The sequence below is a fragment of the Shimia isoporae genome, from assembly GCF_004346865.1.
Lineage (GTDB): Bacteria > Pseudomonadota > Alphaproteobacteria > Rhodobacterales > Rhodobacteraceae > Shimia > Shimia isoporae.
Genome location: NZ_SMGR01000001.1, coordinates 844561 through 864570 on the forward strand (window position 1 = coordinate 844561; position 20010 = coordinate 864570).

Annotated in this window: 14 protein-coding genes; 7 read left to right on the top strand and 7 right to left on the bottom strand. The window is 53.6% G+C overall.

Translation table 11 applies throughout. From position 1 onward, the window contains the following. Nucleotides 1-186: 186 nt before the first annotated feature. The 5 genes from BXY66_RS04155 to BXY66_RS04175 form a co-directional block, all read right to left on the bottom strand. Nucleotides 187-1308, bottom strand: a complete 1122-nt coding sequence (locus BXY66_RS04155; RefSeq protein ID WP_132858907.1) for an ABC transporter ATP-binding protein — start codon at nucleotides 1306-1308, stop codon at nucleotides 187-189. Continuing rightward, nucleotides 1308-2951, bottom strand: coding sequence for an alpha-glucosidase family protein (locus tag BXY66_RS04160; RefSeq protein WP_132858908.1), 1644 nt, complete (start codon nucleotides 2949-2951; stop codon nucleotides 1308-1310). Before BXY66_RS04160 ends, BXY66_RS04155 begins: the two co-directional genes overlap by 1 nt. A gap of 41 nt (nucleotides 2952-2992) precedes the next feature. Continuing rightward, the gene (locus tag BXY66_RS04165) at nucleotides 2993-4156 is read right to left on the bottom strand and encodes a carbohydrate ABC transporter permease (RefSeq protein ID WP_132858909.1); all 1164 of its coding nucleotides are present in this window, start codon (nucleotides 4154-4156) and stop codon (nucleotides 2993-2995) included. Between the two features lie 11 nt (nucleotides 4157-4167). Continuing rightward, nucleotides 4168-5397: a carbohydrate ABC transporter permease gene (locus BXY66_RS04170; protein WP_132858910.1), complete on the bottom strand. Its 1230-nt coding sequence runs from the start codon at nucleotides 5395-5397 to the stop codon at nucleotides 4168-4170. A 75-nt stretch (nucleotides 5398-5472) separates the two neighbouring features. Next, nucleotides 5473-6741 carry an ABC transporter substrate-binding protein gene (locus BXY66_RS04175; protein ID WP_132858911.1) on the bottom strand — a complete coding sequence of 423 codons (1269 nt, stop codon included), beginning with the start codon at nucleotides 6739-6741 and terminating at the stop codon, nucleotides 5473-5475. 193 nt (nucleotides 6742-6934) lie between these two features. Between BXY66_RS04175 and BXY66_RS04180 the strand changes: the two genes are divergently transcribed. Further along, nucleotides 6935-7999, top strand: a complete 1065-nt coding sequence (locus BXY66_RS04180) for a LacI family DNA-binding transcriptional regulator (protein WP_132858912.1) — start codon at nucleotides 6935-6937, stop codon at nucleotides 7997-7999. Beyond that, nucleotides 7996-9318 (top strand): GH1 family beta-glucosidase, encoded by a 1323-nt coding sequence (locus BXY66_RS04185; RefSeq protein WP_132858913.1) that lies wholly within the window; start codon nucleotides 7996-7998, stop codon nucleotides 9316-9318. The genes BXY66_RS04180 and BXY66_RS04185 overlap by 4 nt, the downstream gene beginning before the upstream one ends. On the opposite strand, the gene BXY66_RS04190 is transcribed toward BXY66_RS04185, so the two are convergent. After that, nucleotides 9315-10928, bottom strand: a complete 1614-nt coding sequence (locus tag BXY66_RS04190; protein ID WP_132858914.1) for a bifunctional helix-turn-helix transcriptional regulator/alpha/beta hydrolase — start codon at nucleotides 10926-10928, stop codon at nucleotides 9315-9317. The two genes, BXY66_RS04185 and BXY66_RS04190, sit on opposite strands and share 4 nt — an antisense overlap. A gap of 136 nt (nucleotides 10929-11064) precedes the next feature. On the opposite strand from BXY66_RS04190, the gene BXY66_RS04195 reads away from it, so the two are divergent. The 4 genes from BXY66_RS04195 to BXY66_RS04210 all read left to right on the top strand — a co-directional run bounded on the left by BXY66_RS04195 (nucleotide 11065) and on the right by BXY66_RS04210 (nucleotide 17486). Beyond that, entirely contained in the window at nucleotides 11065-11856 is a 792-nt protein-coding gene (locus BXY66_RS04195) for a hypothetical protein (RefSeq protein WP_132858915.1), read from the top strand. A 5-nt stretch (nucleotides 11857-11861) separates the two neighbouring features. Beyond that, nucleotides 11862-13313, top strand: a complete 1452-nt coding sequence (locus BXY66_RS04200) for a vWA domain-containing protein (protein ID WP_132858916.1) — start codon at nucleotides 11862-11864, stop codon at nucleotides 13311-13313. A gap of 499 nt (nucleotides 13314-13812) precedes the next feature. Then, nucleotides 13813-15978, top strand: coding sequence for an O-linked N-acetylglucosamine transferase, SPINDLY family protein (locus BXY66_RS04205; protein ID WP_132858917.1), 2166 nt, complete (start codon nucleotides 13813-13815; stop codon nucleotides 15976-15978). 32 nt (nucleotides 15979-16010) lie between these two features. Next, nucleotides 16011-17486 (top strand): sulfotransferase family 2 domain-containing protein, encoded by a 1476-nt coding sequence (locus BXY66_RS04210; RefSeq protein WP_132858918.1) that lies wholly within the window; start codon nucleotides 16011-16013, stop codon nucleotides 17484-17486. Between the two features lie 126 nt (nucleotides 17487-17612). Here BXY66_RS04210 and BXY66_RS04215 read toward each other — a convergent pair whose 3' ends face one another. Further along, entirely contained in the window at nucleotides 17613-19433 is a 1821-nt protein-coding gene (locus BXY66_RS04215; RefSeq protein ID WP_132858919.1) for a GGDEF domain-containing protein, read from the bottom strand. Between the two features lie 233 nt (nucleotides 19434-19666). Between BXY66_RS04215 and BXY66_RS04220 the strand changes: the two genes are divergently transcribed. Then, entirely contained in the window at nucleotides 19667-19951 is a 285-nt protein-coding gene (locus BXY66_RS04220) for a glycine zipper domain-containing protein (protein WP_132858920.1), read from the top strand. Nucleotides 19952-20010: the final 59 nt, after the last annotated feature.

A 20010-nucleotide genomic window follows, 5' to 3' on the forward strand; every position in this document is an offset into this window, starting at 1 on the left:
TTGAAACAAACAAATTTCCGGCAATGGTGCGGCAAGGGAAATAACGAACCGTTAACAGGTTCCCCTTTTGACCTACTTTTGTTCCAGTTCGACAGGCATCGTCTATTCAAGGTCACCCGAACAGACAGCTGCTCCGGCGCGGACCTTCTTTCATAATTTATTATTGGTTTGAGTGGGTTGCGCGGTTTAGTGTGTGCCCGCTGTGATATGTTTGATTGGCTGGTCGCGATACAGCAGGGATTGTGTGTCTGCGAAGATATGAACCTTGGCTGCAGGCGCGGTCAACGCCACCGACTCACCCTTTAAACCCTTGTGCACACCGGGCAGCTTGCCAATGACAGTTCCCCCGTTTGCATCGGGCTTGAAGTAGAGCAGGGTGACCTCGCCAAGAGCTTCGGTGTAGGCGACTTCGCCTCGGTATATAGCCGGTCCATCTGTTACCGTCAGATCCTCCGGTCGAACGCCGATATTGACGGTGCGGCCCAAATCATCTGTCACGCTTGGAACATCGGAAACTGCTTGCCCGCCAGCATCCAACTCGACCCGTGTTTGCTTGCCTGTTTCGACAATTTTTCCGGACAAAAGGTTCATCGACGGTGAGCCAATAAACTGTGCGACAAACTCGTTCTCGGGTCGTTCGTATAGTTCCAGAGGGGTACCAACCTGAGCTATCCCGCCTCCCGCAAGCACCACGATCCGGCTTGCAAGAGTCATGGCCTCGACCTGATCATGGGTGACATAGATCATCGTGCTGTCTGGCATGCTTTCCTTGAGTTGGGCAATCTCGATCCTGGTGGCGACGCGGAGCGCGGCGTCCAGATTGGAAAGCGGTTCGTCAAACAGGTACACCTTAGGGTCACGCACAATAGAGCGCCCTATGGCCACACGCTGCCGCTGCCCTCCAGAGAGTTCTTTGGGCAAGCGATCCAGAAGGTTGTGAAGCTGAAGGGTCCTTGCAGCCTTTTCAACACGTTCTTCGATTTCGGCGGGCGCCATTTTTGCAATCTTGAGCGCAAAGGCCATGTTCTCTCGCACGGTCAGGTGCGGATACAGTGCGTAAGACTGAAACACCATTGCTATGCCACGTTCGCTGGGCGGGACGTCGTTAACCACAGTTCCATCGATCTCGAGCGTACCACCCGAAATCTTTTCAAGTCCGGCAACCATCCGCAACAAGGTGGACTTGCCACAGCCTGAAGGGCCGACAAAGACGATCAATTCCCCTTTGTCGATTTCCAGATTGATGTCTCCAAGAACATTCACTTCGCCATAGGATTTGGACACCTGTTTCAGGGAAAGTTCAGCCATCACAAAGCTCCTTTTTCGTTGGCAAACGCGGCCTGCCATGGTCCGAGAGACACCGTTTCGCCATTGCGAACATCCTCAAATGGCGCGGTTCCATTCCAAGTCCACTCTCCACTTGGCAGCGGCACGCTGATCGGCGCATCAGACAGGTTGAAAACACACAATATGCGGTGCCCGTCATGTTCGCGCTCGAAGGCAATATGCGCGTCATCCGCCGAAACTGGCGCATAGTGCCCCTTGAGCAGTGGTGTCTGTGTTTTGCGAAAGGCGATCATGGCCTGATAAAACGCCAACATCGAAGTCGCATCTTCCTGTTGTGATGAAACAGACTTGTTCAAGTGGTCAGCCGATACTGGCAGCCAGGGCGTTGCAGTTGAAAACCCACCATTCCGATTATCGCTTTGCCAGACCATAGGGGTTCTGCAGCCATCGCGCCCTTTGAATTTTGGCCAGAACCTCTTGCCATAGGGATCTTGCAGAGCCTCGAACGGAACCTCTGCTTCTTCGAGGCCAAGTTCTTCCCCCTGATAAAGACATACAGACCCGCGCAGGCACATCAACAAAGCCGCATAGACACGCTTGGCCTCATCAGATAGGCGCCAGCGAGAGCCGTGCCTCTCCACATCGTGGTTAGAGTAAGCCCAGCACCCCCAGCTGTCCTGACCGAAGCTTTCTGACGTTTTCATAACCTCTGCAATCCGGGTTCCGGTTGGATATGCATTGGCCAGCAGCGCGAAGTCATAGGCCATATGCAATTTATCACCGCCGCCGGTATAGGTGGCTTGAATTTCGCTGCCGCGCTGGGCATCCCCAACTTCACCAACCGTTGTGATAGCATCGTAGGAATTCAGCAGGTCGCGGAGCTCCCTTAGGAATTCGAGATTTTCCGGCTGGTTCTTGTCGTAGAGGTGTTCCTGAAAGTTGTAAGGGTTCACGGCAGGCGCGATGCTATCGTTGCGTGCCGTATCGGGTAGGGCAGGATTGTCCCGCAACTGAGCGTCACAATAGTAGAAGTTCACAGTGTCCAGCCGAAATCCGTCCACGCCGCGATCCAGCCAAAAGCGTGCCACATCCAACAATTCCTGCCGCACCTCGGCGTTGTGGAAATTCAGGTCCGGCTGTTCGATCAGGAAATTATGCAGATAATACTGCATCCGCTGTCCATCCCACTCCCAAGACGAACCGCCAAAAATCGACAGCCAGTTGTTGGGCGGCGTTCCATCCGGCTTTGCGTCTGCCCAGACATACCAGTCAGCTTTGACGTTTTCGCGGTCCGCGCGGCTCTCAACAAACCAAGGGTGCTGGTCGCTGGTATGGCTCAGCACAAGGTCAATGATGATTTTGATCCCCCGGGAATGAGCCGCTGCAATCAGGTCGTCAAAATCCTCGAGGGTGCCAAACATCGGATCAACGTCGCGGTAGTCGCTCACGTCGTAACCGAAATCGAGCATCGGAGAGGTGAAAAACGGGCTTAACCAGATCGCGTCCACGCCGAGCTTCTCCACGTGATCAAGGCGTTGAATGATCCCGGCAATGTCGCCGATACCGTCGCCGTTGCTGTCCTGAAAGGAGCGCGGGTAGATCTGGTAAATCACCGCGCCACGCCACCAGTCAGGGTCTTTGATCAAAGCGGATTTCTGGGTCATTTTCGGGTCCTGAAGGGTCATCTAAGGTCTCAATTCAGTCGTTATTTCACCGAGCCGGCCAAAAGGCCGCGCACGAGGTAGCGTTGCATCGCAAAGAAGACAGCCAACGGAACGGCGATAGACACAAACGCCGCCGTCGCGAGAATTTCCCAATTGCCGCCGCGCGTGCCAAGCAGCTCGACAATCTGGTTGGTCATCACAGTTGTTTCTCCGGTGGCATCGATCAGGAAGACCTTCGCCACCAACAGGTCGTTCCATGTCCACAAAAATTGAAAGATCGCAAAGCTGGCGAGGGCAGGGAAGGACAATGGCAACACGATCTTGGTAAAGACCTGAAAGTCGGTGGCGCCATCCACCTTCGCATTTTCGATAATGTCCCGAGGCAAGCCGGCCATATAGTTGCGCAGCAAGTAGATCGCCAATGGAAGGCCAAATCCGGTGTGTGCCAGCCAAACACCGAGATATCCCTTACCAATCCCGATACCGAGATGAAGTTTGAGAAGCGGGATAAGGGCCAGCTGCAAGGGGACAACCAGCAGCGCAACGACCGCCGCGATCAGCAATGATCGACCGGGGAATTCCATCCAGGCCAAGGCATAGGCCGCAAAGGCCGCAATAACGATCGGTATGATCGTCGCCGGAATGGTCACGGTCAGCGTGTTGAAAAACGCTTTGGCCATACTGTCGGTAGTGTCTCCGCTCAGCAGTACCTGCTCGTAGTTCTTTAGGGTAAACTCCGGCGGCAGTACGGCGGTGACAAAGACCCTCTGACCGCGTGACTTAAGCTCTTTGGTGGATGTCAGGCGATAGCTGCCGTCCTTTAGCAGGGTGAATGTCTTGCTGTCTTTGGAGAATACGGCTTCGTCGCCAATCTCGAAAGCATCTACCGCTTTGGACGACACGCCAAAACGGGTGATTTCCACATCCGAGCCAGGAGGCGTATCCCCTTCGGTGAGGAGGTTTCCCTTAACGATCCAAAGTCCGTTTTCCTCACGCGCGGCATCCTTGCCGCCGGTGCGGAGTTGGATCACCTGCTCGGATGCCGTCAGCGATTTCCACCAGCCTGAACTGGAAATCTGATCTGCGGTCCTAAACGATGAGACCAAAAGTCCAACTGTCGGAAACAGCCAAAGCGCGACAAGTGCGAGAGTGGCGAGTTGAACCGTCCAGACCAGAGAAGATTTGCGACCAGCGATATTGTCCATGAACTCTCTCCTCACCGCATCTCTTTGCGGGCTTGGACGACGTTCCAAACCAGAATGGGCGACACCAGCAACATGATGACAATTGCTGCAGCTGACCCAACACCCCAGTCGTTGGCGCGGAAAAGCTTGTCGAACATGTAATTCGCCAAAACCTGCGTTTCCCATTGCCCGTTGGTCATTGCAAAGACGATGTCAAAGATCTTGAGCACAACCAGAGTGATGGTCGTCCAGACGACGACGATGGTGGGAATGATCTGGGGAACCTTGATCTTGAAAAACACCTGGAGAGGGGAGGCGCCATCCACAATAGCTGCTTCGATGGTCTCTTCGGGAATGCCGCGCAAAGCAGCGGAAAGGATCACCATCGCGAAACCAGTCTGAATCCAGATCAGCACCACCATCAACAGGAAGTTGTTCCAGAATGGAATGGTCAACCATGTCTGGGGCGTGCCATACGGCAAATCCGCTGCAAAGATGTCCGCTGTTTGCATGACACCCATCGCCCCTAATGCGAGGCAAGCAAACAAGACCACCAAAAGTCCGAGTTTGCCTATGCCGCCAAGGGCGCGGTCTTCACGCAGACGTTTTGCCGACGTAATACCGACGTAAAACAGCAAGGCCACAATCGAGAGAAGCAGCGCTATTGGAAGGGCTTTCAGAAACAGGATCGAGCCCCATCCCCCGTCGAAAGTCATCCAGATCGCATTCAGTACACCGATCTGTTCCTTGCCTGCCGGACGGGCGTCATAAACCAGCTTGAAAATCACGGCCGCGCCAACGAACGAGATCGCCATCGGCATAAAAATTAGAGATTTAGCGATGTTTCCCCAGCGAATTCGGTCAGTGAGTTGCGCGGCCAGCAGCCCAAAAGCCGTAGAGGCTGCGGGCACTACAATCAGCCAAAGCATGTTGTTGCGCATGGCTTCCCAGAATTTGGGCTCGTTCATCATTTGCTGGTAGTTGGCCAGCCCAACGAACGTTCCCCCTGCGTCCCTGTCAGTTAGAGAAAGCCGCAGAGTTTCGACCACTGGGTAGCCCAGATAAAGGCCAAGCGCGAAGACCGCCGGAAAAAGGAACAGCCAAGGCCGTATCATATTGGCGCGATTGATATTTTTCCCCGCGTTTGGTCCGCGTGCTGGAAACAGCACTTTGTCCAGAAGCAGGTTGGAAAAATAGAAATATCCGAGACAGCCCCCAACGCCGAGCGCAATCGTCACTAGTCCTAGAATGGCCGGATGCATGGCTGACCCTCCCCCGAGGTTTCGAATGCAACAACGCCCCGCACGGTGGGTGAAGGGCGTTGTAAAGTTGTTGGGTTACTTCAGGGCGTCCCAGCTGTTCTGGATTTCTTGAGCAACTGTCTCCGCGTCCTTTCCGCCAGCATAGTCAACCATACCAGTCCAGAAGGAGCCCGCACCAACACCACCCGGCATCAGGTCGGAACCGTCGAAGCGAAAAGTCGTGGCGCCTAACAGAATGTCGTTCATTTTGCGCAAGGTCGGGTCCCCAAAAACTTCGGGGTTCACGCCTTTATGGGGCGTAAGGAAGCCTTCCAGTGCCATCCAGATTTCATGTGCCTTCGGGTCCTGCAAATAAGCGATCAGATCGTGCGCTGCCTGATTCTCGTTGGTAATCGCCCAAAGCGTGCCTGCGCCAAGAACCGGCTTGCCAAGATCTTTGCCCGCATAAGCCGGGAAGTAGAAAAAGTCTGCGTCTTCACCGACGACAACCCCGTCAGGGAAAAATGCCGGAATGAATGATGCCTGTCTGTGCATGTAGCATTGTGGCGGGCTGTCAAAGACTCCTTTCGGGCTGTCGCGGAAGTCGGTTGACGCAACCGCACCTGCCCCACCAGCGACATAGTCGTCGTTGCCGGCGAAGGCGCCAAATTCTTCGATTGCCGCCACGATGCGCGCATCTGTGAACGGAATTTCGTTGCTAACCCAGCCGTCATAGACGTCGGGTGTTTGCGTGCGAAGCAGCAGGTCCTCGACCCAGTCGGTTGCCGGCCAGCCCGTTGCGCCGCCAGAACCCAGTCCGATGCACCACGGAGTTTCGCCATCTGCGACGATCTGATCCGTCAACGCTTTGAGATCTTCCATGGTTTCGGGCACGTCGTACCCTGCGTCTTCGAAATTCTCAGGCGAGTACCAAACCAGCGACTTTACGTCGACTTTGTAGAAGAAACCGAACAGTTGGTCATCTCCATCGGCATCCGCATAGGTGCCCAAATCCACCCAGGATTGTCCTGCCGCATAATTGTCGCGTACCCACTCGCCAGTGCCATCAGCGAGTGGAGTGAGAAAGCCGCGCTTCGCCATGTCCGCGGCAAGGCCAGGTTGCGGGAAAATCGCTATATTCGGCGCGGAGCCGGCTTCAGCGTCGACCATGATCTGCTGCTCAAAGCTATCCGAACCGACATAGCGAACATCGTGTCCGGACTTTTCGGCAAAGTCCGCTAGCACGGTTTCCACGTTTTTTTGGTCCGGTCCAAGCCAGGGGCCAAAGACGGTGAGCTGCTCGGCCAATCCGGCAGATGCAGAGAGAGCCAGCGCTGCGGCGCCAGACATAAGAATCGGTTTCATGAAGAACCTCCCGTTTCATGTATGTAAGAAATTTATCAAAGCGCTTTGGATAAATCAATCTCAGGGTAAGTATGTGCTTTGGGTGTCAAAATATTCTGTATTTTAAAGCATTTTGCAGGGCGTCCCTTTGACGGGGTGGATTTCACAGGTTAACTTGCTGAAGGAAATTCAAAGCGCTTTGAGGTGATTCGACTTGGCAACCAATCTGAAAGACCTGTCGGCAAAGCTGGGGCTTTCGCAGACCACTGTCAGCCGGGCTTTAAACGGGTATCCGGAGGTCAGTGAGAGCACGCGACTGAGGGTGATGCAGGTCGCCAAGGAAATGAACTACGCGCCCAATGCGAGGGCAAAACGCCTGGCGACCGGCAGGACCATGACCATCGGTCACGTCCTGCCGGTCTCTAAGAAGCACGAGATGGTCAATCCGATTTTTGCCGATTTCATAGCTGGTGCGGGTGAAGTCTATTCCGCAAACGGCTACGATCTTCAGTTGTCAGTTGTAGAGGATGTCGATGAGGAGGGGTTTTATCGTCGTCTGGCTGCGAGAGGTACAGTTGACGGAATGGTCGTTCACGGGCCCAAAGTAAACGACATGAGAGTACCGCTTCTGACTGAGCTTGGCATGCCGTTTATTGTCCATGGTCGTTCCAGTGACGTGGACCTGCCCTACAATTTTGTGGACGTAAACAATCGACGGTCTTTCGAGCGCGCCACCTCATTTCTTTTGGATCTTGGGCATCGCCGCATCGCCTTGCTCAACGGCTTCTCGGATATGGATTTCGCGGCTCGCCGCGCCGCAGGATACAGCAGCGCTTTAGCCACACGCGGTGTGTCACCTGATCCGGACCTGATGTTGCACGACGAAATGACCGAGGCTTTCGGATACGACGCAATGCGCAGCTTTTTCGAGATGGACAATTCTCCAACCGCAGTAGTTTGTTCTTCCATCATTCCAGCTATTGGTGTGCGACGCGCTCTTTGGGATGCCGGCCTCGTCATGGGCAAAGATGTATCCGTGATCGTGCACGACGACGACTTATCCTACTTCCGGAACGGAGGAGACGTGCCAGAGTTCACGGCAGTCCGTTCATCTGTCCGCGAAGCTGGCAGACGGGTCGGCGAAGTCTTGATGGATATGATTGAAACCCCCGATGCTCCTGTGCGCCAAGTGATGCTGGAGGCTGCGCTGCTTGTTGGGCAGTCCACCGGCCCTGCGCCTGCCTTTCTTGATGCTCAAAACAATGGAACTGTGACATGACATTCAACCGCTCGGAGTACCCGGATGGCTTCAAATTCGGCGTGGCGACGTCAAGCTATCAAATCGAAGGGCACAGCTTCGGTGGAGCAGGGCGGACCCACTGGGACGACTTTGCACAAACGCCAGGAAATGTCGTGCGTTCCGAAAATGGAGACAAAGGGTGCGATCACTACAATCGTCTCGATGAAGATCTGGATCTGATCGCCAATCTGGGCGTGGATGTTTATCGTTTTTCGACCAGCTGGGCCCGCGTGTTGCCTGAAGGTCGCGGCGCGCCGAACATGGAGGGGCTCGATTTCTACGACCGCCTTGTCGATGGCCTACTTGAGCGCGGTGTGAAGCCGGCCGCAACGCTTTACCATTGGGAATTGCCGTCGCCATTGGCTGATTTAGGTGGTTGGCGGAACCGCGATATTGCCAATTGGTTCGCGGACTTCACAGAGGTCATTATGGGGCGTGTCGGGGATCGCGTCTGGTCGGCCGCACCAATCAACGAACCTTGGTGCGTGGGTTGGCTTAGCCATTTCATGGGGCTGCATGCACCTGGTCTTCGCGACATACGCGCAACCGCGCGGGCTATGCACCATGTGTTGCTGGCTCACGGTCGCGCGATTGAAACCATGCGGGGCCTCGGAATGGATAACCTGGGAGCAGTTTGCAACCTTGAGTGGGCGATGCCCGCGGACAACTCTCCCGAAGCTGCCTTGGCTGCAGCTCGGTACGACGCGATCTACAATCGGTTTTTCCTGTCAGGCATTTTCAAGGGTGAGTATCCTTCGCTTGCACTTGAAGGTCTTGAGCCGCATTTGCCGAACAATTGGCAAGATGATTTTGCTACGATAAGTGCGCCGGTCGATTGGTGTGGACTGAATTACTACACCCGAAAGATCGTGGTGCCTGACGACAGTCCTTGGCCGGGCTACGTGGAGACCACAGGCGAGTTGCCGCAAACAACAATGGGGTGGGAAATTTATCCTGAAGGTTTGGCCAACTTCCTGCGTAGAGCAAAGGATGAATACACCGGCGACTTGCCCATTTTTGTCACAGAAAACGGTATGTCCGCAGATGATGTTGCGGTGCATGGTGTTGTAGATGACCCGCATCGGATCGACTACATTGGATCGCATTTGGAGGCGGTAAAGTCAGTGATTGCGGAGGGGGTGCCGGTTCAGGGCTACTATCTCTGGTCGTTGATGGACAACTACGAATGGGCGCTGGGCTATGACAAGAGGTTCGGCCTTGTTCATGTCAATTTTGACACCTTCGAGCGAACACCAAAGGCTTCCTATCGTAAGCTGGCGGAGATGCTGAAAAACTAATCCAATCCTCCGGCAATATGGTCCAGGACGTTTTTGGTATGGCTGAACGCCAGGCTGTGTCCGGCGTTCTCCACAATACTGAGAGGAGCCTTAAGTTCACAGGCGAACTTCCTGACCCTTTGAATCGACGCAATTTTATCTCTTCCACCATGAACAACTGACACTGGAATAAGATGCTGCTGCATTTGTTTGGACCAATCCGACGCAATAAGTCGGCAGTCGTTGATGAATCCTTCATTTCCGGAAAGGACGTGAAAGTGATGTCCTTGCCACATTACCTCAAGTATTTCTTCGTCCTGACAAGCGACAAGGTCGGCGGTACTATCGGCAAACACGGTTGCAGCGAAACATTGAGGGCCCTCGGCGCGTATCTTGCGGTCCCCGATGACTGCAAGATAACGTAGTAAGGGCTCCGACGTCTTAGCAGCCATTGCCAATATTCTCTGTGCCATTGGGGCATCCGCGAAATCCCGCAGGCCACGTGTCGGGGGAGTCGGTCCGACGCAAACAACTTGCGCCAAACGCGATGCCAGATTTGAGGCCGACAAAAGAGCAAATGCCGCTCCAACGTCATAGCCCACCAACGAAACGTCCGACAAATCCAAATGGTCAAATAGTTCAAAAAGATCGTTACTGTAGGCTGTTGGTCTGTCGGCAAAGGAAGTGTGTCCTTCTGATCGCCCATGCCACGGACGGGCCGGGGCTATCCATCTCAAATTGTTTTCAAACAAGCAATTTTCGGCGGACTTCGGCAGCCTGTTCCCTCCAAGACATCCGTGAAGAAAAACCACTGGTCGGCCATTTCTCGGACCCTGTTCGATGAACACGAGCCTCCGGCCATCACTCAGAAAGACTTCGCTCTCTTGGTTTTGGAACCTCTTGGATTGAGATAACGTACAGCCCAACGTTGTTGCCTGTCCTAACTGTATCAAACCACTGAGTCCCTGCGCATGGGTCTTATCAATCATTGCGCGTATTTGCTGGCGAATTGTTTCAATAGATCGTTGACGTTTTTCAGCCGTCTCCGCGGGTGAATGGCCTTCGCACAAAAAACCGAGAACTTCTGTTTCTGACGGGGTCAGTCCATACAGAAATTGCATGGTCCGAGAAGCTTGTTGATGCCAGGCAGCTTCAACTCCAGTGAGACGAAGCGTTCCATTCGATGGGATTGCGCGAACTACAAAGTGGACCAGCTTGCCGTTGTCCTCGCGCGGCAGACGCAGTGCCGGAGCGAATTCAGCGCCGCCATCAGAATAGGCGGCCAGAGCTTTCAGCACACTGGATTCTACGTCGTAGGATTGGCAAAGCAAATCACCTTCTTTCAATCCCATCAGCCTCTGCGCGAGCTTGTTTGGCCGTGCAACGCGCCCATTTCTCTCTAAGTCAAATGCAGGATTGGTTTCCGTATCAGTCGGGTCCATCGGGAACTTGGTCAGAATGTCTTCTGCCCGTGCAATGTGTGCTTCCCAAGCTGTACGCAACGCTGAAAACGACACTTGGTCTTCAGCTTTCTCGAAGCCGGCTTCGGCCAGTCTCAACAGTCGATCAAATTTCGCTGGGTCAGCGGCTGCTTCGTATAGCGAGCCAACCAATTCGGGAAATGCCTTCATGAATGTGTCCCGGCCGGAAACGGCCTTTCAAAATTCTTTTGAAATTCTGTCTACATAACCAGAAGTGGTCATGTCCAAAGAAACAACGATTGCTAAGGCCATAATATGCTTAATACTCCGAATTTCAGGACAAAAAATGAAATTTCCCCGACTTTGCTTCTTGCTTGCTCTCGGTACATCTCCGGAGTTCGCCATCGCGAACTGCCTCGCACCAACAATTTCTCTCGACGGTGAAGGCGCGCGTTTTGAGGTGCCCGATGAAGCCGCTTCTGCGGCGCGGTCCAAGAAATATGGACAGCCTCCTGAGGCCGGCTATGGCCTCGTTTTGCATGATGGCGAGGGGTATTGGGTGCCCGTCGAAGAATTGACCGCAGTTCAGGTGGTATTGGGAACTGCCTTCGAAACCTATGACTATCGAGGCCCCGACCATTGCGTGCCGAAAGGCCTGCCTATCGAAACCGGCTTGGAGGCCGTGTCTCCCGAAGCGGTAGGCCTTCAACCAGCCAACGGGCTCTGGAAGTTAGATCTGTCGCCGGTAATTTACGAAGGCTGTCCAGATGTCATGTTGCAAGCGGTGCCCGCAGACCTCGTGGCTTTGCCGGCAGAGGTGGCCACACCTCAACCGTTATCTTTTCAAGTTCCCTTTCACCCGGATCAATTGGAAATGAGTTCGCGGTTTCCATTGGAGTGGGCCGCGATGGGTGACGCGCAATGGCAAGCCCGTGCCATGGAACACATCTTTTCGGCAATGCCGAGCCACGGAGGCAAGAGGAGCGAGTTGCTTTGGACTATTGAGGTCCTGACACCTGACTCAATCAGTCACACGTCCAAATTGACATTTGTGTTGCCACCTGAAGCTGTTGCCGCATTTGGCACGGATCATTGCTCGGCAAAGGCAACCGGGTTTTGGCGCCGCGTAGAGGAGTAGAGAAAATGCGTGCATCTGATATTTGGAGCGCCTTCGCTTTCGTATCTTCATTGCTAGCGTCGCAGTCACAAGCACAAGACACAAAAACAAGCCTTGTGCTCGATGCGTCGGGCTCGATGTGGGGGCAGGTAGACGGAGTGGCCAAAATAACCATCGCGCAGGATGTTGTAGGCGATCTGCTGAAACAGTTACCTGAGACACAGGCGCTCGGTTTGACGGTCTATGGCCACCGTCGAAAAGGCGATTGCAGCGATATTGAAGGCGTTGTTGCACCAGCCCGCGGCCAACATTCGGAAATATTGGCGGCGGTAAATGCGGTCAGCCCAAAGGGTAAAACGCCTCTTTCAGCGGCAGTTATGCAAGCTGCCAATTCGCTGAAGCACACCGAAGATAAAGCCACAGTGATCCTGATCTCGGATGGGGAAGAGACTTGTGGGTATGACCCATGTGAGGTCGGGAAGCAGCTCGAAGCAACTGGTGTGGACTTTACGCTACATGCCATTGGGTTTGCGATCGCAAATGAAACTACCCGCAGACAGTTGCAGTGTTTGGCGGAAAACACCGGTGGAAGTTACCGGAGTGCAAATGACGCAAGCGGGTTGGCACAGGCCTTGAGCGAGGTCGCATTGGTTGCGCCAGAACCAGAAGTAGACAAGGTGACTGCGACTTTATCCGCGCCTGAGAAGGTTGTGGCAGGTACGGAGTTCAACGTGCAATGGCAAGGACCCGCAGAGCAAGGGGATTGGATTGGCATCGTTCTCGATGGTACCCGCGACGGCAATTTCCTGAGCAGAGCGGACATAATCGGTGGCAATCCTCTCACGGTTCCAGCGCCGCCCAATGATGGTGCCCATGAATTGGTTTATGTGCGCCATGGGACAGGAGAGGTGCTGGCGACCAGACCGATCACTGTGGCGCCGATGAGCGCGGGTATCGAAGGCCCAACTTCGGCCATAGCAGGCGGCAGTGTCGCGATTAGGTGGAGCGGGCGCGGTGACGCTGGCGACATAGTTACGATTGCAAAGGTTGGGGCAAGCTTGCCGGAAACCATGTTCTATTTTCATACAGAAGGCGCGGCGGAACAGAACCTTCGGATGCCGTCACATCCTGGAGAGTACGAAGTGCGCTACATCGCTTACACCGATCCGCCCGAAATTGTTGATCGCTTTCCTGTCGAAATTGTTGATCCTCCGTTGGAGCTTGTTGCACCAGACAAAGTTCAGGCCGGAGCGGATGTCCCAATTCTTTGGAGTGGTATCAAATCGAGCAACCACCGGGACTATATCGCAATAGCTATCGCCGATGACGAGCTCCCGCACATACAGTCATATGCACATACTGACACAGGAAATTTTGTTAAACTGCAGGCTCCTGATGTTCCGGGACAATATGAAATCCGATACTTTTTTGCGGAAGGTGATCGGATCGTCCGCGCCCTTCCTCTGATTGTAGAGTAAGTGGGGGAAAGTTTCTCACCGCTGCGATTCAGCGGATCGGTCCCGCAGGGAGGAAACCGGGTCATCCTATGTTGGTCTTCGGATTGACCGTGCCGAAGGCCGATTGGTTGATCTACTCCCTTTCTAGTCCTCGTGTGATCAAATTTGGTTGCGCATTGATCGCATTGGCATTGCTGAAATTGGGCTTCGCATCAAATATCTGGGCGGCTGCATTATCTCTGGTGACGGTATTTTAAATGCCGTTTGAGGGGGGCGTAGTCCTTCCTGCAGGCGGTGACATCTCGCGGGGCCTGCGATCGTATGATCTTGGGACGTAGAAATGGCCTGTACTGGTTAGAACCGTAGTTCGTAATCTCCTACCGTTGGTGTTTTTGGGGCGTCTTTTCTTTTGGCAAAAACTAGCGAACAGCGGAGGCGGCTCACCAAAAATTAACTACGTCGCCAATAAGTTCGAACCAAAGATTCGGCCATTGTGCCGCGAAGCTTGTTGGGGGCCAGAATGGCAGTGAAAGTCTCAGGGGAATTGCGCAAGGCGCGTTCCTTCGAAAAAAACGGACAGTTCGCCGAGGCGCAAGCGTGCTATGAAGCAATCCTGCAGGACTACCCCAAAAACGCAAAAGCGCGTCAAGCGTTGGCAAACTTGCGCCGGAACCATGGGGCACCCTCAGGCGACATGTTGCGAAATCTGATTGGGCTTTATCGTGAAGGTCGTTTTGCAGACATCCTTGCGCTCTCAGAAACCCAGAAGAAAGGCTTTCCACGTTCGGACAAAGCTTGGAACCTTGTTGGAGCAGCTGCTGAAGAACTTGGACAGCATGATCGCGCCTTGCACGCTTTTGAGCAAGCAATTGAAGTCAACCCGAACTTTTCTTCCAGTCATGCGAATTATGGAACCGTGCTGGAGCGTTTAGGTCGGTTTGAAGAGGCGATCGCCCCTTTTTCGAAAGCGGTTTCGCTGGAACCGACCTCCGCAAAATACCTGCTCTCACGGGGCAATGCCCATCTTGTGCTGGGACAAATCCACGAGGCCGTCCAGGATCTTGAGGCTTGCTTGTCCGTTGATGGGAAGAACTTGAAGGCCAGACAGCTCTTGGGTGACGCGTTGAGGCAGGCCGGCGAGCATACTCGTGCGATTACGGAACTTGAAAAAACCGTAGCCTCTTTGGAGACGCAATTCGAGATGACGCCATCTTACGCCAATCTGCGAAATCAACTTGGCCAAGCATATCACAGTCTTGCAAACGCACATTTTGTTGCGAAGTCACTTGATGCAGCGGCCAAATTCTACGGCAAGGCTGTGGAAATTGATTCCGACAACGAAGCGGCTCTCGCGGGAAAACTCCATGCCCAAGCTAATATTTGCGACTGGGAAGCTTTTCGCGAATTTGAAAAGTTCTGCCCAAACTTAGGCGTTGTGGGCGATGGCCTTCAGCCATGGGCGTTCTTGGTGTTCGAAGACGACCCTGCCAAGCAACTAAAACGGTCGAAAAACTTTGCTCGTCAATGGAATCTAGCGCGACCGCAATTCGAAAGGCTGCGGTTACGAGACAAGGTACGGGTAGGTTATTTTTCAGCAGATTTGTCGGACCACGCGACGCTCACCTTACTTTGTGGCGTGTTGGAGAAGCATGACCGTTCTGACTTCGAAATCATTTTCTATGGGTTGAACGCGCCCAAGCCCGGAAAGCTTTTCACGCGTTTGCAAAACGCAGTGGACCGCTTTGTTGATTTGCAGCATCTGGGCGATGAAGAAGCGGTGTTTGCTGTCCGACGCGACAAGCTCGATGTGGCCGTCGATTTGAAAGGATACACAGAAAGCGCACGCGCAGGCTTGTTCTTCGCTGGACTTGCACCTGTGCAGGTCAACTATCTCGGATACCCTGGGTCACTGGGTTCAGGCGCCTTTGACTATATTGTTGCAGATTCGACGGTCATTCCTGATTTTCACCGTGCGGGTTACAGCGAAGCGATAATCGAATTGCCGAACGCCTATCAGCCTAATGATCGGGTTCAGCAAATTGCCGATACACCGACACGCGCCGACGTTGGCTTGCCGGAAGAGGCTGTTGTGCTGTGCTGTTTTAACAGTGCCTACAAGGTCACGCCGCGCGAGTTTGACGTATGGATGCGCGTGATGGCGCAGAACAAGAATTCGGTTCTGTGGTTGTTAGACTGCGGCGAGGTCGCGAAAACCAACTTGCAACGTGAAGCGGAAGCGCGCGGTATTGACGCCAGTCGGGTGATTTTCGCCCCAAAGGCGCCTCGTGATCAACACTTGGCACGACATAGGTTGGCTGACCTGTTTCTGGATACATTCAATGTGAACGCGCACACCACTGCCAGCGATGCGTTGTATGCAGGTCTTCCGATTGTGACGTTGCCTGGAAAACAATTCGCCTCAAGAGTAGGGGCAAGCCTTTCAAAGGCGGTCGGCATGCACGACCTCGTTGCAAGTGACATATCGGAATACGAAGAAATCATCTGCCGATTGGCGCAGGATCCAAAGGCTCTTAGATCTGCTAAGGCCGAACTGGCAAGAAACTTGCCAACTGCGCCGCTCTTTCAAACCACTGAATACACGCGCCATCTTGAGGCAGGGTACCGCACGGCTTGGGAAAACTGGCGAGACGGCCATGGGCCGATTGATATTCGCGTACCAGCCTGACCAATCAACATATAGAAAAGTGAGCAAAGACAGTGATTATTTGTCATCCTCTGAAGCTGATCTTTATCAAAACAAAGAAAACGGCGGGCACGTCATTTGAGATCGCGTTGTCCCGCTTTTGTGGGCCAGAGTGCGTCATCACGCCAATTTCGAATGTCGACGAGAACCTACGCAAAGACCGGACAGGAAAAACTGCGCAGAACCATGCTGCACAAGTCTGGCCAGACGGCAGCGAAACCCATTCAAATTTCTATAATCACATTCCGGCGGCTGAAGTCCGTCGCATGGTCCCAGCAAAAATTTGGGACAACTACCGAAAGATAACAATCGTTCGCGATCCTTTTGACGCGGCCATTTCGCGCTACTGGTGGGAAGGTGGTGACAAGACGGGGCTGGATTTTGGAACGTTCGTGGATGCAGCCAGAGTGCTGCTAGGCGAGAACGACATCATCGCTCCGCTGGACGGTTCCGTCGAACTGGACGATTACCTGCGTTACGAGAATTTGTCCGCTGAAATCGAAACTCTTAAGATTGATGGTCTTGGCAAAGAGTTTTCCGGCTTGCGGGCCAAATCAAACCAACGGCCAGATAAAGGTGCTGGGGTCTCAGAAACCTATGCAACGTTCCCAAAAGCTGCGGACATCGTCGCTGACGAGTGCGCGCACCTCCTACAAAGGTTCGGGTACAGCAAGCCGGTGACGGCGGTTGCTTCAGTCGGTGATGGCACTGATGAACAAGTGATTTTCACACTTTCCGCTGGACGCACCGGCACCGCGTGGCTTGCGCGCTTACTTGATGACAATCTGGATCTGAAATCGATCCACGAACCTTTGTTACCCTCTGACTTCGGGACAGAAATGCCCGATATCCGTACAATGCGCGAATTCAACAGCTATGGCATAACCCGGAATGTCAGGGACTTTTGGTCAAAAAAACTTGGTTCGATTTCTGGCGGATATGCCGAGTCAAATCACACTCTGGGTAAATGCGGCCTGATCGAGACGCTTGCTTTGCATCCTTTGGCCGAACGGACAAAGGTGGTGGTTCTGCGACGCGACATTGTCGACCAGTGTAGTAGCTATATTGCTCGAGGCGATTTCAACAATGTCACGCTTGAATGGCAATGGTACCTCTCGCCTCAGTACCGCAACGTGATGGTTGATCCTTCGGCTTTTCTGCCGCGCGGAGCCGTCGGTCGGGCTCTGTGGTATTGCTTCGAAATGGAGGCTCGATACGCCTACTACAAGCAACTTTTTGGTACCCGTATCCAGTTTGTGGAAACAACACTCGAAGAAGTTTCGACATTGAATGGAGCACAGGAATTCCTTTCAAATTTTGGGCACACAGGACCCGTGTCGCTACCGGAGCGTGCCAACGCGACCGCAGACCAAGCCGGCTTGGAAAACTTAAAAAAAGAAATTCGCAAGATCGTGGAAACGATTCAATTCGACCCCGCCAAGATCGCCGAGAGCTACATTCGCAACGGAAAAAAACTAGCTCTGATTTAAGCGCTGAAAGAATATCGGTTCCAAGTGACGTGGCAGGCCGTGAAGCCTCTGCGGTCGCCGTTGAAAATTAGACGCCAAAAGCCGACGGGGCAGCGTTTGATCCTGCCCAGATAGTCGGCGTATTCGCTACGCCGCCTGTTCGATTTTTATGGAGCGCTCAGCCGCCCTTACACAGTTTCTGCCGGCGTGTTTGGCAGCATAAAGTGCTTCATCTGCCAGTTTGAGAAGGCGGTCCGCTGACATCGTCGCGGCATCAGGGGTTTCGGCTACTCCAAAGCTGCACGTCAGGTTGAGTTCGTCTGGATTGCCGAGAATGGGCGTACTTGCGATCGTTTGACGCAAACGTTCCGCGATCACGGTGGCCTCGGCCAATGAGGTGTCGGGCAGAAAAAGAAGGAACTCCTCTCCGCCAAAGCGCACGAAGCGGTCGTCACGGCGAAGGTTTGCCTCTTTCAGCAGTCTACTGAGGCCGATCAAGACCTTGTCCCCTATATCGTGCCCGAAGGTGTCATTGACGGACTTGAAATGGTCGACATCGAAGAGCACCAGTGATGCCGGTTGGTTTTGAGAGCGCCTGTCTGCCCATCTTTCCTTTAGCGCCTTTGATAGGCCTTGCCTGTTCATTAAGCCGGTCAAGTGGTCATGAGTTGCCCAAAACAAAGCATCTTCGTGAGCTTTTGCCAGTTGTTCCTTCTCGCCCTCGAGTATCGCGTTTCGAGCTAGAGATTCCGAAGCGCGTTTGAAAATTGCCTGACTGTAAACTGCCATCAAGATAAGAATGGAGTAGGGGGCAAGAAGCATCTGGTAAGTGTTGGAAAGCGCAACGACAACGTCGTTCACCCCAGTGGCAGCACAAGCGAACAGCGCAAAAGCCAGCTTTCCTGTCTTATGCTCGCGTCTCAGCAAACCGATTGCAAAACGAACAATACAGATGCCAAATACACCCAGCAAATGAACCTGCACAATGGGCACAATTGGTGACAATATTGAGAACGTTGCCACCATCGTTAGACAGGCTAAACCGATCGAGGCTGCTGCGATCGACCTCATGAGCCAGTTTGGCAAAAAGTTTTCACTGAGGTTCTGGTTGATCGCCGCTGCAGCCCAAGCCAATAGAGGCATCAGGGCAATCTCCAGGCGATACCGGAACTGGTACCACTCAGTACCAAAAGCCATCTCGATTGCGTTTGATGTCGCCAGCGTACGCAGCATGAGACCCAATGTGCCAAGTCCAAGGATCAATGCGGCCTTGTCCCGAGCATGGCCCAAATAAAGCATCATATTGTTCCAAACGATCAGGAACATTGCGCCAATGACGAAGCCGGTTTCCAGAGTTTTGAGACCAATTCGCGTATTGTTGGGTTTCGCGGCTGAAAGTTGTGGCGCCTTTCTAAGGCCGCCACGGGACGCCGTCTCTTTGAACACATGCAGCACGAGAAAGCCGCTTCCACTAATATCTGCGGGATGAGTCAGCATCCTCTGTGCGACTTGCTGCGGTGCGCTGAGAGAACCCTCTTCGGCCAACAGGCGAGTACTTCCGTCCGGTTCATCTGGTTGCCAGAAAAGTCGGTATCCGTCCCGGACTTCAGGCAGTAACAATACAAGTGGTTTTCCAAGGTTTTCAGGCAACGCAAGGTGAGCGATGAAAGTTGCCTTTCCCGGTTTATCAGAGCTTTGAGCAATTTCGGACGAGTAGTGGCCCCATCGAGATGGCACTTCGACCCGCACCATCACGTTTCTATCAATCGCTTCCGACGCTTGGTCGGGAGGAAGAAACTCACCCCATTTGAAGTGCCATTCGCCTTGTAAATCCACAACGGAGCCGGCCGCGAAGTCCGTCTGGCGCAGGTCAAATGTAGCACGCTCCGCCTGCGCGCAAACGGCCTGCACAGTCATCAAACCGAAAAGCACAAGGACGCGCAAAAGAGATTTTACTTTGGCAGGCATGAGAGACCGAAAGTGTTACTGGAGCCATGTTCCTAACGCTTATTCTTTATTGGTCGGTTAACCCCCCAAGCTGTCGGTTTTCCTGAAGCGAACTCCACTGGTCAATTGCTCCGACTTTGGCCTAAAATAAAAATATACTGGCCAGTAATTGAAATAAATTGAATAGGCGGGCATCCAAATTTGGATCAGAAGGCAGCCAAGGTGGTTGCCAAAGTCAGAAAAGGTTGGACCCCATGACAAACACTTTCAAAACAGCTCTATTTTCCGCAATCACTGCCGCGTCTGTTTTCGCGCTGCCTATGACGGCACATGCTGACTACGTGGCGGAAAAGGCGGTGAAAGGCGCGGTAGCTGGAGCTGCTGTTGCTGAGATCGCGGGCGGCGACGCAGCTGAAGGCGCCGCGGTTGGCGCGGCAGTGGGCGCAATCGCCGGCGCGTCCGATAAGAACAATGTTGAGGATCGTGTTGACGACCGGCAGAACAACCGCGACAACCGCCAGAACGATCGCAGAAACTGATAGTTTCCAACCTGACGCCGGACTGTTCCGGCCTCTGCTTCAAGCCCGGTAAACGTACA

What these genes read in the sequence shown, in the direction of transcription:
- BXY66_RS04195 (WP_132858915.1), top strand. Translation starts at nt 11,065, where the DNA reads ATGAAATTTCCCCGACTTTGCTTCTTGCTTGCTCTCGGTACATCTCCG.
- BXY66_RS04185 (WP_132858913.1), top strand. Translation starts at nt 7,996, where the DNA reads ATGACATTCAACCGCTCGGAGTACCCGGATGGCTTCAAATTCGGCGTG.
- BXY66_RS04160 (WP_132858908.1), bottom strand. Translation starts at nt 2,951, where the DNA reads ATGACCCAGAAATCCGCTTTGATCAAAGACCCTGACTGGTGGCGTGGC.
- BXY66_RS04200 (WP_132858916.1), top strand. Translation starts at nt 11,862, where the DNA reads ATGCGTGCATCTGATATTTGGAGCGCCTTCGCTTTCGTATCTTCATTG.
- BXY66_RS04220 (WP_132858920.1), top strand. Translation starts at nt 19,667, where the DNA reads ATGACAAACACTTTCAAAACAGCTCTATTTTCCGCAATCACTGCCGCG.
- BXY66_RS04205 (WP_132858917.1), top strand. Translation starts at nt 13,813, where the DNA reads ATGGCAGTGAAAGTCTCAGGGGAATTGCGCAAGGCGCGTTCCTTCGAA.
- BXY66_RS04175 (WP_132858911.1), bottom strand. Translation starts at nt 6,741, where the DNA reads ATGAAACCGATTCTTATGTCTGGCGCCGCAGCGCTGGCTCTCTCTGCA.
- BXY66_RS04190 (WP_132858914.1), bottom strand. Translation starts at nt 10,928, where the DNA reads ATGAAGGCATTTCCCGAATTGGTTGGCTCGCTATACGAAGCAGCCGCT.
- BXY66_RS04155 (WP_132858907.1), bottom strand. Translation starts at nt 1,308, where the DNA reads ATGGCTGAACTTTCCCTGAAACAGGTGTCCAAATCCTATGGCGAAGTG.
- BXY66_RS04215 (WP_132858919.1), bottom strand. Translation starts at nt 19,433, where the DNA reads ATGCCTGCCAAAGTAAAATCTCTTTTGCGCGTCCTTGTGCTTTTCGGT.
- BXY66_RS04170 (WP_132858910.1), bottom strand. Translation starts at nt 5,397, where the DNA reads ATGCATCCGGCCATTCTAGGACTAGTGACGATTGCGCTCGGCGTTGGG.
- BXY66_RS04165 (WP_132858909.1), bottom strand. Translation starts at nt 4,156, where the DNA reads ATGGACAATATCGCTGGTCGCAAATCTTCTCTGGTCTGGACGGTTCAA.